This window comes from Inhella proteolytica, from assembly GCF_016093275.1.
Taxonomy (GTDB): domain Bacteria; phylum Pseudomonadota; class Gammaproteobacteria; order Burkholderiales; family Burkholderiaceae_C; genus Inhella; species Inhella proteolytica.
Genome location: NZ_JAEDAK010000026.1, coordinates 1 through 15323 on the forward strand (window position 1 = coordinate 1; position 15323 = coordinate 15323).

The following is a 15323-nucleotide window of genomic DNA, read 5'->3' on the forward strand; positions in this document are numbered from 1 at the left end:
CCCGCCGCGCCTGCAGCACCGGCCGCCACCACCGCCCCGGCCACCAAGGCCACGGCTGCGGCACCGGCCGCCAGCGCTGCCGCCACCGCGGCCCCTGCCGCAGCCGCAGCCCCCGCGGCACCGGCCAAGGCCGCCGCCGCGAAGAAGGTGCATCCCACCAAGGCGCCCGCCACGCCCGCCGTGCCGCCGGCCCCGGCCAAGCCCGCCACGCCGTAAGCACGAACTGGCCCTCAGCCAACGGCCCTGCGGGGCCGTTTTCTTTTCCGGGATCCAGGGAGTGCCTTCCGCCATGCCCCCGGGTTCGTGGGGTATTCCCGCCGCAACCCGGAAAAACCTCAGGTTCGGTTGCCGAATTTTTGGATCCAATATTCAATTATGCAAACGCGACTCGCCCCCTTCCCCCTGCTGCGCCCGCTGCCCCCCGCAGCGGCGCCGCGTGGCGCGCAGGCGGACGCGGCGCAAACCCTGCTCGGCCCCTGCGACCTCAAGCTGGTGGAGCAGTTGTTCGATCAGCTGCCCGATGTTGTGTTCTTCGCCAAGGACCTTCAGGCCCGCTACGTGGCGCTGAACCACAGCCTGGTGCGGCGCAGCGGCCAGCGCAGCAAGCAGGCCCTGCTGGGCCGAACCGCGGCGCAGCTGTTCCCGGGCGCGATGGGTGAGACCTTTCTGGCCCAGGACCGCAACGTCATCAAGAGCGGCAAGCCCATCCACCGCTACCTGGAGCTGCATGTCTACGCCAACCGAGAGCCCGGCTGGTGCCTGACGCAGAAGCTGCCCCTGCACGACCCGCAGGGCGCGGTGGTGGGCGTGGCCGGCATCTCGCGCGACCTGGGCCTGCCGGACCGCAACAACCCCGTCTACCCCCAGGTGGCGGAGGTGGCGGAGCAGCTGCGCCGCAATTTCTCCGAGCCCCTGCAGCTGACCGAGCTGGCACGTGGCGCCGGCCTGAGCCTGGACCGCCTGGAGCGCCTGTTCCAGCGCATCTTCGAGATCACCCCGCGCGAGATGCTGTTGCAGGCCCGCCTGGACGCGGCCCGCGCGCTGCTGGAAAACGAACCACGCCTGAGCGTGGCCGCGATTGCCGCGCAATGCGGCTACAGCGATCACAGCGCCTTCACGCGCCAGTTCCGCGCCACGACCAGCCTGACGCCAAGCCAGTACCGGGCCTTGGTGGTGCAGCGCGCGGCCGCCTGAGATTCCACCGGCAACCTTTGGAGCAAGTCCGAGGGCGCGGGGTGGGCACCTCGGCGGCCTGATCTCGCTCTGACCAACGCAGGCCTACTTCATCAAGGTATCAATCAAGAACGAGTAGCTGAGCGCCCACATCGCCGCCGCCTGCGCGTTGTTCGCCGCCCCGGCGTGGCCACCCTCGCCGTTTTCCCAGTACAGCACCTTGTGCCCCTGGCTCTGCATCAGCGCCACCATCTTGCGGGCGTGTGCGGGGTGCACGCGGTCGTCGCGGGTGGAGCTGGTGTAGAGGATGGGCGGGTACCGAGCGTCCGGCTTGCTGTTGTGATACGGCGAGTAGGCGCCGATGACTTCCCAATCCGAAGGCTGATCGGGGTCACCGTACTCGGCCATCCATGAAGCCCCGGCCAGCAGGCGGTGGTAGCGCTTCATGTCGGACAGCGGCACCTGGCTGACCACGGCGCCGAACAGCTCGGGCCGCTGCTGCATGGCCACCTGCACCAGCATGCCGCCCAGGCTGCCGCCCAGGATGCCGAGCTGCTTGGGGGTGGTCAGGCCGCGGCGCTGCAGGTCCTCGGCCACGGCGATGAAGTCGTCGTAGCTGCGCTGCCGGCCGGCCTTCTGGGCCGACTGGTGCCAGCGCGGCCCGAACTCGCCGCCGCCGCGGATGTTGGCCAGCACGTACTGCCCGCCCCGCGCCAGCCAGGCGCGACCGGTGATGCCGCTGTAGTTCGGGCGCATCGAAATCTCGAAGCCGCCGTAGCCGTACAGCAGGGTCGGACGCGGGCCGTTCGCCGCCTGGGCGCCGACGACGAAGTAGGGCACGCGCGTGCCGTCCTTCGAAGTGGCGTGCAGCTGCTGCACCTGCAAGCCCGCGGCGTCGAAGAAGGCCGGCAGGGTCTTCAGCGTCTGGCGCGCGCTGCGCCCGGCCTCGCCCAGCTCCAGCGTGCTGGGCTGCAGGAAGCTGGACTGCGTGAGCAGGTAGGCATTGCTGCTGCGGCCGGCCAGCGGGCTCACCCACAGCGAGGCAAAGGCCGGCGTCTCGATGCGGCGCTGCACCCAGCGGCCACGCTCGCGCCGCCACTCGCTGAGCTGCTGGCGCACCTCGTCCATGTGCACCAGCAGCAGGGCGTCGCGGGTGCGGGTGACGGATTGCAGGCCGCTGCGTTCATGCGGCTCGAACAGCAGCTGGAAGTCCTTGCCCTGGCCGGCCATGAAGGCGGCCAGCGGCGTGGCCAGGAGCGAGCCAGCCTTGAAGCTGCGGCCGCCCACCTGCCAGTCCGAGCGCAGCTCGATCAGCAGCTGGTCGCCAAAGGGCGTGACCGTGGCGTCCAGGGGTTTGGGGATCTCGCGCAGCTTGCCCCTTTCCAGCAGGTACTGCTCGCCGTCGAAGAAGCCGCGGCGGCGTTCCACCACCACCCGACTCCCTTCGGGTCCGGAATCCGTCCAGGTCCACAGGCTCATGTCGCTGGGCGGGATCTCCAACAGCGGCTTGGCCTGGTCCAGCGCCTGGCCGCGCTGCCAGAGCTTGAGCTGGCGCGGGTAGCCGGATTCCGTCAACGTGCCGGGGCCGAAGTCGGTGTAGACGGCGACATGGTTGCCATCCACCCAGCTCAGGCCCCCCTTGGCCTCGGGCAACACGAAGCCGCCCGCCACGAAGGCACGCGTGCCGGTGTCGAACTCGCGCACCACGCGGGCATCGGTGCCGCCGCGGCTCAGGGACACCAGGCAACGCCGGTCCTTCGGTGCCAGGCAGCTCACGCCCTGCCAGACCCAGCTCTCCCCCTCCTGCTGCGCCAGCTGGTCCAGGTCCAGCACCGTCTCCCATTCGGGTTGGGTCCGCTGGAAGTTGGCCAGGCTGGTGCGGCGCCACACCCCGCGCGGGTGCGCGGCGTCGCGCCAGAAGTTGTAGAGCTGGCCGTCCCCAAGCTGCTGGACGGCCGGGATGCGGGACGGGGAGTCCAGCACCTCCTGGATCTCGCGCTGCAGCTGCGGGTACACGGGCAGGGCCTGCAACGCGCCTTCCGCCTGCTGGCGCTGCCGCGCCACCCAGGGGTCCACGTCCGCGCCCGTCACCGCCTCCAGCCAGAGGTAGGGGTCCGGAGCATTGGAATCGGCCGGAGCCGCCCCGGCCGAGGCGGCCAGGGCCAGCAGCGCGCTCATCAGGGCGGAGCGCGCGCCGCTCACAGGCGCCACTCCATGCCGAGCTTCACCACGCGGCCATCCAGCGGCAGGGCGGTGTTGGGCCGGTACTGGGTGGCGGTCTTCTGGTCCCAGAGGTTGAAGATGTTCAGGGACAGGCTGAGGTTCTTCATCGGATCGACCTTGGCCCACAGCGTGGTGCGGGTGTTGCTGGGCACCGCGCAGCCACCGGCCGGCACATCGCGCCCCTCGCAGCCTTCCTCGGTGTTCTGCGAATCCAGGAAGCCCCAAGCCAGGCGCGTGCCCTTGGTGTGTGCGATGCGCGCCCCCACGCTCCAGCGGTCCTGCTTGAAGCCCAGGCGCACGGCCGCCGCCACGCGCGGCACGCCGCGCCAGCCGACGTAGTTCTGCGAGTACTTGTTGTCCACCTGGTCCCAGCCGTGCTGGCTGATCAGGTAGGCCAGCTCGGCGCCGGCCTCGAACTGGCCGATCGCCGTGCGCCACTTGCCGCGCAGGTCCGCATCCACACCCGAGACCTTGCTGCGGTTCTGGTTCTGGTACTGCGCGCCGATGGTCTTGATGGGACCGACGGCAAAGCCCAGGGTCTGGCCGGAGAGTTCCTTGATGCGGGCGGCGATGTCCAGGTCCTGCGCGGTGAGCGCGCCGCGCTGCACCAGGCCGCTGAGGCGGTCCTCGTCGGCCAGCACGCGGTCCACGTCGCGGGTGCCGATCTCGTCGCGGCGCTTGATGTGGTAGTAGTCCACCGCCAGGCTCAGCTCGCGCGTGGCCTGCCAGACGAACCCGGCGCTGAGGTTGTTGCTGTGCTCGGGCTTCAGATCAGGGTTGGGCGTCACTGCGGCGGGGAAGCTCACCTCGCAACCCAGGGCGCGGGCGGTGCTGGCCAGCACCTTGTCGCCGGCGTTGCCGGTCTTCAGGATGGTCTCCATCTGCTTGGCGGTGTCGCAGCGCTTCGGGTCCACGTAGCCGTTGTTGAACCAGGAGGCGCCGCCATTGCCGGTCTCGGGCAGGCTGGGGGCACGGAAGCCCTGGGTCACGGTGCCGCGCACCAGCAGCTCGCTCACCGGCCGCCAGGCCAGAGAGAACTTGGGCGTGACGGCGCCGAAGCCGTCCAGGTCCTTGTCGCCGCGCAGCGCCGCGCTCAGCTCCAGGGTCTTGCCCAGCGGCACCGCCAGTTCGGCGAAGGCGGAGACCTGGTCGCGCTCGCCGTCAATGGAAACGCCCGAGAACTGCACGATGCGGGCCTGCAGGATGTTGTCCATGCTGCGGTGCCAGAACTCCTCGTGGCGCAGCTCGGCACCCAGGGCCAGCATGACCGGCTTGTCGCCCAGGCGCATCAGCTCGCGCGAGGCGCGCAGGTCCACAAACTGCTGCTTGTACTCGCCGTCCGAACCCATCTCGGGGAACATCTTTTCCAGCAGGGCCCGCGGGTTCTGCTGGCCGAACTTGTACTCGCCGCTGACGATGGCGTCGTAATAGGCATAGCGGTCGCGGTAGAGGTGCTGGCGCTGCGAGGCCCGCGAGCGCATCAGGCCCAGCGCGGCGTCCACGTCCCAATCGCCCCACACGCCCTCCACCCCGCCCAGCAGCCGGTACTGGGTCGAGGCGCCGACGTTCTTGAACATGTCGGGGTGGTCGGTGAAGCGGTAGTTCAGGCCGATGGGGAAGCTGAAGGGGTTGCTGGCATGGCCCACCGGCAGCTGCGGGTCGACGAAGCTTTGCATCTCGCCCTTGATCGAGTCGTACCAGTTCAGCGCCACGCCGTTCACATTGCTGCGCGGCAGGGCGGTGTGGTAGTCGGTCTTGATGTCAGCCCCCTGGAATTCGGCGTAGGCGGTCCAGTCGCTGCTGAGCTTCAGGCGGCCGCCGGCCAGGGCGGTGATGCGCTCGCTCGGCGGCAGGGCGTCGCTGTCCTTCCAGTAGTCGTACCAGCACAGGCCGTCGCGCAGCAGCGCGGGCGCACAGCCGGGTGCGGCCTGGTTGATGCGCTTGCCAGCCAGCGCCGGGTCGCTGTAATTGGCCGGGTAGCGGCCCACGTAGTTGCCGGGGAAGGAACCGGTGGATTGGTCTTTGCGCGTCGGGTTCTGCAGCAGGTACCAATCGGGCAGCAGCGGGCGGATGTCCGAGTCCTTGTAGCCATCGCGCTGGTACAGCTCCACGTGGCCGTAGACGTTGAAGCCCTGCGCGTCCATCGAACCATAGCCGCCGGTCAGCGAGCCGGTGCGGGTCTTGTTCAGGAAGCTGTGGTCGGCGTTCTGCGTGGCGGCCAGGTTCAGCGCCAGGCCGGTGATGTTGCGGCGCGTGATGATGTTGACCACGCCACCGATGGCGTCCGAGCCATAGATGGCCGAGGCGCCGTCCTTGAGAACTTCGACGCGCTCAACCACATTGGCCGGGATAGCGTCGATGTTGGTGAAGTTCAGCTGCAAGCCATCGGCAAAGCCATAGCTGGGCATGCGCCGACCGTTCACCAGCACCAGGGTGCCGCCGGCGCCCAGATGGCGCAGCGAGATGCCGCTGGCGCCGCTGGCCCAGGAGTTGGCGCCGCTGAGCTCGCTGAGGGCGCTGCCGTCGTTGTTCGTCAGCGTGCCCAGGAAGCCGCTCAGGGTCATCGAGCCGGTCATCTGGATGTCCTCGCGCGTCATCGAGGTGACAGGCTGCGAGGTCTCGGACAGGCTGCGCTTGATGTGCGAGCCGGTGACGACCACCCGCTCCAGCGTGTCGGGCTCCTTGGCCTGAGCCAGCAGGGCGGTGGAACTGAGGGCGGTGCAGGCCAGCAAGCAGGCCTTGACGAGGGGAGACAGCGCGGGGGATTTCACGGGATTCCTTGAAGGTTCGGGGGGCCGATGCACGGGCCGCGAACGTTAGGAATCCGGAAACTTTCTGTCTTGATGCCAGGCCGCAGGCCGACTGCGGGTTTCGGCACAAACGACAAGGGCCTGCAGCGCAGGCCCTTGTGGCGTGGGAATCATGGCCCCTTGGTAGGCCGTGTTGGACTCGAACCAACGACCAAAGGATTATGAGTCCTCTGCTCTAACCGACTGAGCTAACGGCCCCGTGGGGCGCGCATTGTCCATCAAGCCTTTCAGAGCGCCAGCGAGGGCAGCAGGGTGTGCGCCAGGTCGGCCCGCGAGATGCGCGCCGGGATCTGGCCGTCCGGGCTGCCGGCGGCGAACAGATGCGGAGAATCGACCAGCTCGATCCAGCGCAGCGCGGGCATGCGGGCGCGCAGGGGCTCGTAGACGGCGCGGGCCGCGGGGTCGTCGAGCGGAATGCCGCTGACGATGGCGAAGGGCTCGCCGTCCTGCAGCGCGCGGTCCAGCTCGTTCAGGCCCACCAGGCCGTCAGCATTCAGCCCGGCGCGGCGCAGCAAGCCGCTGGCCTGCACGCGGTAGCGCTCATCGGGTTCGATGATCAGCACGCGCGCGCCCTCCTTCCAGTGGAAGCGCGGCAGACCCTGCACGTCGATGTCGCCCTGCGGCTGGCCCAGCTGCAGGCGCAGCGCCCAGCTGCCGTGGGCCGGGGCGGGGCGCTCGCAGCGCCAGTCCTCGGCGCGCGCCAGCCACTGCAGCAGCTGGCCGTGCAGTTCGCCCAGACCCGGGCCGGAGCCCGGGCCGCTGAGCTCGATCACCGCACCCTGCTGGGGCGAGGCCGCAGGCAGCACGCGCAGGCGCAGGCTGTCGCCGCTGGCCAGGCCGTGGGCAATCATCAGGTCCAGTGCGTGCTGCAGCTGGGCCGGCTCCAGCTCCACCAGGGCCGGCTCGCCTTCCACCTGCAGACCCAGGCCGCGGCGCTGCAGCTCGGGCAACCAGTGGCGGCGTGCCGCCTGCGCAGCTTCAAGGATGGGCACCTGCTCCTTGGGCTGCCAGCCGGCCGCTCCCAGTGCATGCACCAGGGCCTGCAGTTCCAGGCCCAGCTGCTCCAGGCGGCCCAGGCGCTCACGCCCGGCCGGGCTGAGGGCGGACTCCTGCTGCAGTTCCAGGGCCAGCGCCGTCAGGCGTTCGCCCAGGCTGCCCAGCACGCTGGGGGGAACGCCGGCCAGCGGCGAGGGATGGGCGGTCGGGACAGGCATGGAAGCTCTCCTCGTCAATTACTGGCTGCAGGCCGCCAGCACCTCGGGCAGGTCGGTCAGGCCGGCCAGCACCTTTTCGATGCCGTCCTGGCGCAGGCTGGTCATGCCGGCGCGGCGGGCGGCCGCAAACATTTCAACCGCCGGCGCGCGGCGGCGGATCAGCTCGCGCAGCGCATCATCCGCCAGCACCAGCTCATGGATGCCCAGGCGCCCGTGGTAGCCGCTGCCGCCACAGCTCTGGCAGCCCTGGCGGCGGTACTGGCGCAGCTGGCCCTGGACCCCGTAATCGCGTCGCCAGCGGGCGGCCACGGCCGCTTCATCGGCCCCCACCTGGCCCTGAAGGTACAGGCGCAGCAAGGAACGCTCGGCGCGCTCGTCCAGCGGTTCGGCGATGCGGCAGTCGGTGCACAGGCGGCGCACCAGGCGCTGGGCCAGAACGGCGAGCAGCGAGTCCGAGAACATGAAGGGGTCGAGACCGATCTCCAGCAGGCGGGTGACGGACTCGGGTGCCGAGTTGGTGTGCAGCGTGGACATCACCAGATGCCCGGTCAGCGAGGCCTCGACGGCGATGCGCGCGGTTTCCTCGTCGCGCATCTCGCCGATCATGATGATGTCGGGGTCGGCGCGCAGGAAGGTGCGCATGGCCGCGGCGAAGGTCCAGCCGATGCGCGGGTTGACCTGCACCTGGCGCAGGCCCTCCTGGCTGATCTCGATCGGGTCCTCGGCGGTCCAGATCTTGCGCTGCTCCTGGTTGAGCTCGCGCATCACCGAGTGCAGGGTCGTGGTCTTGCCGCAGCCGGTAGGGCCGCAGATCAGCAGCAGGCCATAGGGCTTGGCCATCACCTGGCGCATGCCGGCCAGATTGGCCGGTGCCAGGCCGATGGCATCCAGCGGCAGGGGCTTGATGCCGCCGAGCAGGCGCAACACCACGTCTTCCAAGCCGGCGCTGGTGGGCACGGTCACCATGCGCAGTTCCATGCGTGCGCCGCCGAAGCGGGCGAAGTCCAGCTTGCCGTCCTGCGGGCGGCGGTGCTCGGAGATGTCGAGCTCGGCCATGATCTTCAGGCGCGCCACGACGGCGTAGCGCACGCGCGCCGGCAGGTCGAGGTGGCGGCGCAGCTCGCCGTCCACGCGCAGGCGCACGCGCACCGGGTGCGGGGGCTCGAAGGTCTCGATGTGGATGTCCGAGGCGCGCAGCTCGATGGCGTCCTGGATCAGCCGGTTGACCAGGCGCACCAGGGTGTTGTCCGATTCGGAGACGACCTCGGCGGCAGCCTCGGGCTCATCCCCATGCGCCAGGTCGCGGGCCAGCTCGGTCAGGCTGGCGGGCGGGGTGCTGGCCTGGGCGATCTTGCGCGGCAGCCCGGCCGTCAGGCGGTAGGCGCGCGCCAAGGCGGGCGCCAGGGTGCCGGGCACTGGCAGCACCGGGCGCACGCGCAGCTCGGTGGTGAAGCGCAGCATCTCCAGCAGGCGGTGGTCCCAGGGGTCGGAGACGGCCACCACCAGGGTGTCGCCGCGGATCATCAGCGGCAGCACGGCCTCCCGATCGGCCAGGCTGGCCGGCACGCGCGCCAGCGCCTCCTGCTCGGGCTGGAACTGGTCGAGATCAACGGTGGGCACGCCCATCCAGGCGGCCAGCATGGCGCGCAGCTGGGCGGGCGTCAGCAGGCCCAGCAGCACCAGCACCTCGCCAAAGGGCACATGCTGGGCCAGCGCGCCCTGGTAGCGCAGCGCTTGGCGCAGCTGCTGGGGGTGCAGCAGGCCGGCTTCCACCAACGCATCGCCCAGGTGCGGCGCTTGGCGCTCGGGCTCGCGGTCCAGCTCGGCCCAGAGCCGCTCGGCATCGCCGCCAAACACCGCCGGGGCGGCGGGAGCGGCTTGCCCCAGCCCATCCAGGGCCGCGGGAACGGTGTCGTGCTCTTCGTGCTCTTGGCCGTCACTCATGACACCAGCCTAGCGGCTGGCTGCCCGGCAGGGCTTGATTTGTCGCAATTTGTTGTGCGCCCTCATCAGGCGCCGCCCCTCAGGGCCGGCCCTGGCTCAGCGCCTGGCCCACCATGCGCGAGGTGATGTCGACGATCTGGATCATGCGCTCGTAGGGCATGCGCGTGGGGCCGATGACACCCAGGGTGCCGACCACCTGGCCATCCACCTCGTAGGGCGCGCTGACGATGCTCAGCTCCTCGAAGGGCACGACCTGGCTCTCACCGCCGATGAAGATGCGCACGCCCTCGGCACGGCTGCTCACGTCCAGCAGGCGCATCAGCTGCGCCTTTTCCTCGAACAGGCCGAAGAGGCGACGCAGGCTGCTCAGATCCTGGCCGAAGTCCTGCACCGCGAGCAGGTTGCGCTCGCCGCTGATGACGACCTGCTCCTGCTGGGAGGCATCGTCGTCCGAGACCTGCACGGCCGCGCTCATCAAGCCGGCGATCTCGCCGCGCAGCTGCTCGACCTCGACACGGATGCGCTCGCGCACCACCTCCAGGGCCAGGCCGGTGTACTGGGCGTTCAGGCGGTTGGCCGCCTCGGTCAGCTCGCTCTGGTTGTGGTCTTGCGCGGTCATCACCACGCGGTTTTGCACGTCGCCGTCGGGGCTGACGAGGATCACCAGCACGCGCCGCTCGCCCAGGCGCAGGAATTCGATGTGGCGGAACACCGAAGGCTTGCGCGGCGCCGTGATGACGCCGACGAAGCTCGACAGGCTGGACAGCATCTGCGCCGCGTGCGTGATGACGCGTTGCGGCTGATCGGGCTGCAACTGCCCTTCCAGCGCATGCACCTCGCGCTCCAGCAGGCTGGGGCGGGCGGTGAGCATGGTGTCCACGAACAGGCGGTAGCCCAGCGCCGTGGGGATGCGGCCGGCGCTGGTGTGCGGGCTGGCGATCAGGCCCAGCTCCTCCAGATCGGCCATCACATTGCGGATGGTGGCCGGGCTGAGCTCCAGGCCCGAGGCCTTGGACAGCGTGCGGGAGCCGACGGGCTGGCCGTCGGCGATGTACCGCTCCACCAGGGTTTTCAGCAGGGATCTTGCGCGCTCGTCCAGCATGGGCGCAATTCTAGGAAGCCCATCCACGCCCCCAGGCGCGCAATATCCCCATGCTGTAATTCCGCGCCATGTCGGGACCCCGTTTCAAGCATGTCGCCATCGTGGCCAAACACCAGGCTCCGACCAGCGGCCCCATCGTCGAGCAGATCCGCCAGTTCCTGCGTGCGCAGGGCCTGAAGGTCAGCCTGGAGCGCCAGAACGCCGAATCGGCCGACTTGGCCGGCTACCCGGTGCTGGACGCCCAAGAAATCGGCCAGCAATGCGACCTGGCCGTGGTGGTGGGCGGCGACGGCACCATGCTGGGCTTTGCCCGCGAGGTGGCGCGCTACGGCATTCCGCTGGTGGGCATCAACCAGGGGCGCCTGGGCTTCATCACCGACATCCCGGCCGACCAGTTCCGCGAGGCGCTCACGCCCATCCTGGCGGGCGACTACGAAACCGAGCAGCGCAGCATGCTCGAAGGCGCCGTGTGGCGCGACGGCCAGAACATCTTTTCCGGCCTGGCGCTGAACGATGTGGTGGTGAGCCGCGGCGCCGCCGCCGGCATGGTGGAGCTGCGCATCCATGTGGGCGAGGAGTTCGTCGCCAATGTGCGCGCCGACGGTGTCATCGTCGCCTCGCCCACCGGCTCCACCGCCTACGCCTTGAGCGCCGGCGGGCCGCTGCTGCACCCGTCCATCGCCGGATGGGTGATGGTGCCCATCGCCTCGCACGGGCTCTCGAACCGGCCCATCGTGCTGCCGGACCTTGGCGTCGTCAGCCTGGAAGTGGTGGCCGGGCGCGATGCCTCGGTGAACTTCGACATGCAATCGCTGACCCATGTGCAGCACGGCGACCGCGTCACCGTGCAGCGCAGCCAGCACCATGCCCTCTTCTTGCACCCGACCGGCTGGAGCTACTACGCGACGCTGCGCCGCAAGCTGCGCTGGTACGAAGGTGGATCCTGAACTCCTCAACCCATGCTGCGCCGACTCTCCCTGCGGGACTTCGTCATCGTCCCGAGCCTTGAACTCGACTTCGAACCCGGCTTTGCCGCGCTGACCGGCGAGACCGGTGCCGGCAAGTCCATCCTGCTGGATGCCCTGCAGCTGCTGCTGGGCGGCCGCGGCGACGCCTCGGTGGTGCGCGAGGGCTGCCCGCGTGCCGAGCTGAGCGCCGAGTTCGACTTGCCCGCCCCGGCCCGCGCCTGGCTGGAGGACGCCGGCTTCGGCACCGAAGAGCTGCTGCTGCGCCGCGTCATCGACGCCCAGGGCAAGAGCCGCGCCTGGATCAATGGCAGCGCCGCCACCGTGGGCCAGCTGGCCGAACTGGGCGAGTGGCTGATCGACATCCACGGCCAGCACGCCTGGCAGAAGCTGACCCGCCCGGGCAGCGTGCGCGCCCTGCTGGACGACTACGCCGAGGTCGACGTCAACGCCCTGGCCCAGACCCACGCCGCCTGGCGCGCCGCCCAGCAGGCCCTGCAGGACGCGCAGACGCGCCAGGACAGCCTGCTGCGCGAGCGCGAACGCCTGCAGTGGCAGCTGGACGAGATCGCCAAGCTCGGACCCGGGGCCGACGAGTGGCCCGAGCTGAACGCCGAGCACCAGCGGCTCTCGCACGCCCAGGCCCTGATCGACGCCAGCCGCCTGGCGCTGGAAGCCTTGAGTGAAGCCGAGGACAGCGCCGACGCGCGCCTGAACCAGGCCACGCACGCGCTGCAGGAGGTGGTGACCTTTGACGGGCAGCTGCAATCCGCCCTGGACGCCCTGGCCGGCGCCCAGGCCCAACTGGACGACGCCGCCCACACCCTGCGCGCCTACCTGCACGCCGCCGAGCCCGACCCCGGGCGCCTGGGCGAACTGGACGAGCGCCTCTCCAGCTGGATGCAGCTGGCGCGCCGCTACCGCCGCCCGCCGGCCGAACTGCCGGCCCTGCAGCAGCAATGGCAGCAGGAGCTGGCCGCGCTGGACGCCCAATCCGACCTGGCCGCCCTGCTGGCCGCGCTTGAAGCCGCGCGCTGCGCCTTCGACGCCGCGGCGGCCAAGGCCAGCAAGCAGCGCCGCGCGCAGGCGCCCAAGCTGGCCAAGGCCGTGAGCGAAGCCATGCAGCAGCTCGGCATGGCAGGCGGCCGGCTGGAGATCGAACTGCTGGCGCAGGAGCAGCCGCAGAGCTTCGGCATGGAATCGGCCGAGCTGCTGGTGGCCGGCCACGCCGGCGCCACGCCGCGGCCCCTGGCCAAGGTGGCCTCGGGCGGCGAGCTCTCGCGCATCGCGCTGGCCATTGCCGTCTGCACCGCCAAGGCCGACCGCCATGGCGCACCGACGCTGATCTTTGACGAGATCGACGCCGGCGTGGGCGGCGCCGTGGCCGAAACCGTGGGCCGGCTGATGCAGCAGCTCGGCACCGAACGCCAGGTGCTGGCCGTCACCCACCTGCCGCAGGTGGCCGCCTGTGCCGACGCGCACTGGGTGGTGGCCAAGGCGGCAGGCAAGGCGGGTGTGGCCAGTCAGGTGCGCGCGGTGCGCGGCGAGGAGCGCGTGCACGAAATTGCGCGCATGCTGGGCGGCGCCACACGCAGCGAGGCCGGCCTGGCCCATGCGCAGGAACTCTTGGAAGGGGCGGCACGATGACGGACACGAACCCGGAAGGGCTGCGCGAGTTGGTGCTCGTCACCGGCATGAGCGGCGGCGGCAAGTCCATCGCCATGCATGCGCTGGAAGACGCCGGCTTCTTCTGCATCGACAACCTGCCGCCCGAGCTGCTCCTCAACTTCATGGCGCTGGAGCGCCAGCGCGAGGCACGCCGCGTGGCGATTGCCGTGGACGTGCGCTCCAAGGGCTCGCTGCCCCATGTGCTGCCCCTGCTCAAGCAGCTGCGCGCCGAAGGCCATGCGGTGCGCTCGATCTTCCTGGACGCCAGCACCGACGCTCTGCTGCGCCGCTTCAGCGAAACCCGCCGCCCACACCCGCTGCGCGACGTGACCGGCGAGGAACGCGAGCACGGCGCGGCCGACGACTCGCGCCTGCTGCTCGATGCGATCGAGATCGAGCGCGAGCTGCTGGCCGCGCTGCGCGTGGAAAGCACGGTCATCGACACCAGCCTGCTTCGCCCGGCGCAGCTGCGCGCCTGGGTGCGCGACCTGGTGTCGGTGCGCGGCGGCTCGCTGACCCTGGTGTTCGAGAGCTTCGCCTTCAAGCATGGCGTGCCCTCGGACGCCGACTTCGTGTTCGACGTGCGCGTGCTGCCCAACCCCTATTACGTGCACGAGCTGCGCGCACTCACCGGCCGCGACGAGCCGGTGGCGCAGTACCTGGACCTGCAGCCCGAGGTGGCGCTGATGCGCAGCCAGATCGCCGCCTTCATGGACCAGTGGCTGCCGGCCTTCGCGGCCGACCAGCGCAGCTACCTGACGGTGGCCATCGGCTGCACGGGCGGCCAGCACCGCTCGGTCTATCTGGTGGAGCAGCTGACCCTGCAGTTCGCCCACCGTGGTCAGGTGCTGAAGCGGCACCGCGAGCTCGACGCCGTCGAGCGGCGCCGGCACTGAACGCCTGCAGGTTCAGGTGCCGCGCGCTTCGATGCGCACCAGCTGAAAGTGCACCTGCGCGCCCTTGGTCTGCAGCGCGACGACGCGCTGATCCTTGGGCTTGCCCACCTTGAGCACCAGGCCACCGGCGCCGGGTTCGGCGTCCTGGCAGCTCAGGGCCTCTTCGCCGCCCTTCGCCGCCGGCTTCGGTGCCTTGGCGCCTGAGTTTTCGGGCCGGCACTCCAGCACCGGGCCATAGGCGGCCATGGCCACGCGGTAGTAGCGCGCCACCTCGTCGAAGCGGTCGGCGCTGGCGTACTTGCCCACCGCCAGGTGCAGGCCGAAGGCACCGCCCCACAGGCCCAGGGTCACGGCGCCTTTGTCCTTGGCGTCGTCACGCTGCGGCTGGGCGCCGGGGTAGAGGGGCAGGCCCAGTTCCTTTTGGGTGGCCTGCTCGCGCAGCTCGATGCCGGCCTTGAAGCCACCAAGCTGACCCTCCTGGGCCTGGGCGCTGCCCAGCAGGGAACCGGCCAGCAGCAAAAACAACAACTTAGAGTGGGACATGGCGGTCTCCTGACATCACGAATGAGGTCAGATTAGGGAGCGCCAACGCCCCGCGCAGCCCTGCTGCGATGCACTGCACGGCGCGGCGCCTGAACGGGCACCGTGCCGGATCAGGCGGCTCTCGGCCTCTCAGGGGAAGGCCGGAATATGGGGCTCAAGGCCTTCCGAATGCCCCTCGGGGTGACGCGCCTGCAGCAGGGCCTCGACCGCTTCCACCCGCGTGCGCGGCACATCCACCATCAGCAGGTATTCGCCGTTCTCGATCGCCTGCTCGAAGCGCTTCAGGCGCCGGCTCGGGGTGGAGCTGCCGATCATGCTGGCGCTCCAGGTTCCCAGGGCCGCGCCCACGCCGGCCATCAGCATCACCACGCCGGCCGCGCGCGAACCGCCATCCACCAGCAGGTAGGCGGCCAGCACGCCCGCCGCGCCCCCCAGCGCCGCGCCGATGCCCAGGCCGACCTGCGCGGCCTCCACGAGATCCGAGGTCTGCAGGATGTTGGCCGGGTGCAGGCCCTCCATCTCGGCCCCCTCGCGGGCCGCGAAGTGGATATGGCCCTCTTCGATCCGGGCCAGCAGCAGGTCGTCCATGACCTGGCGGGCACTGCGGTGGTTGGGCAGCAGCCAGTAGATGCGTTTGCGCATGGCAGTCTCCAAGGCGGCCACGCGGGCGGGCCGCTGCGCCCAAGGTACGCCGATCGCCCGGCCCGGGCAAGCGCCGCCCAGCCACTTCAGCCGCCCTCGATCGAGGCCCCCGCCGCTCCTTCTCTTGGAGGAATGGCCCGGCT

The 15323-nt window shown here is 70.3% G+C and carries 12 protein-coding genes and 1 tRNA gene; 5 read left to right on the forward strand and 8 right to left on the reverse strand.

Translation table 11 applies throughout. The features are described 5' to 3' along the window. Positions 1–216: hypothetical protein (locus I7X39_RS22005; RefSeq protein WP_198113527.1), on the forward strand; the 216-nt coding region annotated here is incomplete at its 5' end. Positions 217–375: 159 nt separating this feature from the next. Next, positions 376–1194, forward strand: a complete 819-nt coding sequence (locus tag I7X39_RS22010) for an AraC family transcriptional regulator (protein ID WP_198113528.1) — start codon at positions 376–378, stop codon at positions 1192–1194. A gap of 84 nt (positions 1195–1278) precedes the next feature. Here I7X39_RS22010 and I7X39_RS22015 read toward each other — a convergent pair whose 3' ends face one another. From I7X39_RS22015 to hrcA, 6 genes are all read right to left on the reverse strand, one after another. Beyond that, entirely contained in the window at positions 1279–3351 is a 2073-nt protein-coding gene (locus I7X39_RS22015; RefSeq protein ID WP_198113529.1) for a prolyl oligopeptidase family serine peptidase, read from the reverse strand. 20 nt (positions 3352–3371) lie between these two features. After that, positions 3372–6167: a TonB-dependent receptor plug domain-containing protein gene (locus tag I7X39_RS22020; protein ID WP_198113530.1), complete on the reverse strand. Its 2796-nt coding sequence runs from the start codon at positions 6165–6167 to the stop codon at positions 3372–3374. A 160-nt stretch (positions 6168–6327) separates the two neighbouring features. After that, positions 6328–6404: transfer RNA gene (locus I7X39_RS22025), tRNA-Ile, on the reverse strand. A 29-nt stretch (positions 6405–6433) separates the two neighbouring features. After that, positions 6434–7420, reverse strand: coding sequence for a hypothetical protein (locus tag I7X39_RS22030; RefSeq protein ID WP_198113531.1), 987 nt, complete (start codon positions 7418–7420; stop codon positions 6434–6436). 18 nt (positions 7421–7438) lie between these two features. Next, the gene (locus I7X39_RS22035) at positions 7439–9364 is read right to left on the reverse strand and encodes a GspE/PulE family protein (protein WP_198113532.1); all 1926 of its coding nucleotides are present in this window, start codon (positions 9362–9364) and stop codon (positions 7439–7441) included. Between the two features lie 79 nt (positions 9365–9443). Next, positions 9444–10466 carry a heat-inducible transcriptional repressor HrcA gene (gene hrcA / locus I7X39_RS22040; RefSeq protein ID WP_198113533.1) on the reverse strand — a complete coding sequence of 341 codons (1023 nt, stop codon included), beginning with the start codon at positions 10464–10466 and terminating at the stop codon, positions 9444–9446. Between the two features lie 68 nt (positions 10467–10534). On the opposite strand from hrcA, the gene I7X39_RS22045 reads away from it, so the two are divergent. From I7X39_RS22045 to rapZ, 3 genes are read left to right on the forward strand one after another with little or no spacing between them, the layout of a single operon-like run. Then, on the forward strand, positions 10535–11413 hold the full coding sequence (locus tag I7X39_RS22045) for an NAD kinase (protein WP_198113534.1): 879 nt from the start codon (positions 10535–10537) through the stop codon (positions 11411–11413). 12 nt (positions 11414–11425) lie between these two features. After that, the gene (gene recN, locus I7X39_RS22050; protein ID WP_198113535.1) at positions 11426–13078 is read left to right on the forward strand and encodes a DNA repair protein RecN; all 1653 of its coding nucleotides are present in this window, start codon (positions 11426–11428) and stop codon (positions 13076–13078) included. Next, positions 13075–13995: an RNase adapter RapZ gene (gene rapZ, locus I7X39_RS22055; RefSeq protein ID WP_198113536.1), complete on the forward strand. Its 921-nt coding sequence runs from the start codon at positions 13075–13077 to the stop codon at positions 13993–13995. Before recN ends, rapZ begins: the two co-directional genes overlap by 4 nt. 12 nt (positions 13996–14007) lie before the next feature. On the opposite strand, the gene I7X39_RS22060 is transcribed toward rapZ, so the two are convergent. Both I7X39_RS22060 and I7X39_RS22065 read right to left on the reverse strand, forming a co-directional pair. Further along, positions 14008–14538 carry a hypothetical protein gene (locus I7X39_RS22060; RefSeq protein ID WP_198113537.1) on the reverse strand — a complete coding sequence of 177 codons (531 nt, stop codon included), beginning with the start codon at positions 14536–14538 and terminating at the stop codon, positions 14008–14010. A gap of 129 nt (positions 14539–14667) precedes the next feature. After that, a complete protein-coding gene (locus I7X39_RS22065) occupies positions 14668–15180 on the reverse strand; it encodes a DUF1269 domain-containing protein (RefSeq protein WP_198113538.1) in 513 nt (170 codons plus the stop codon). Positions 15181–15323: the final 143 nt, after the last annotated feature.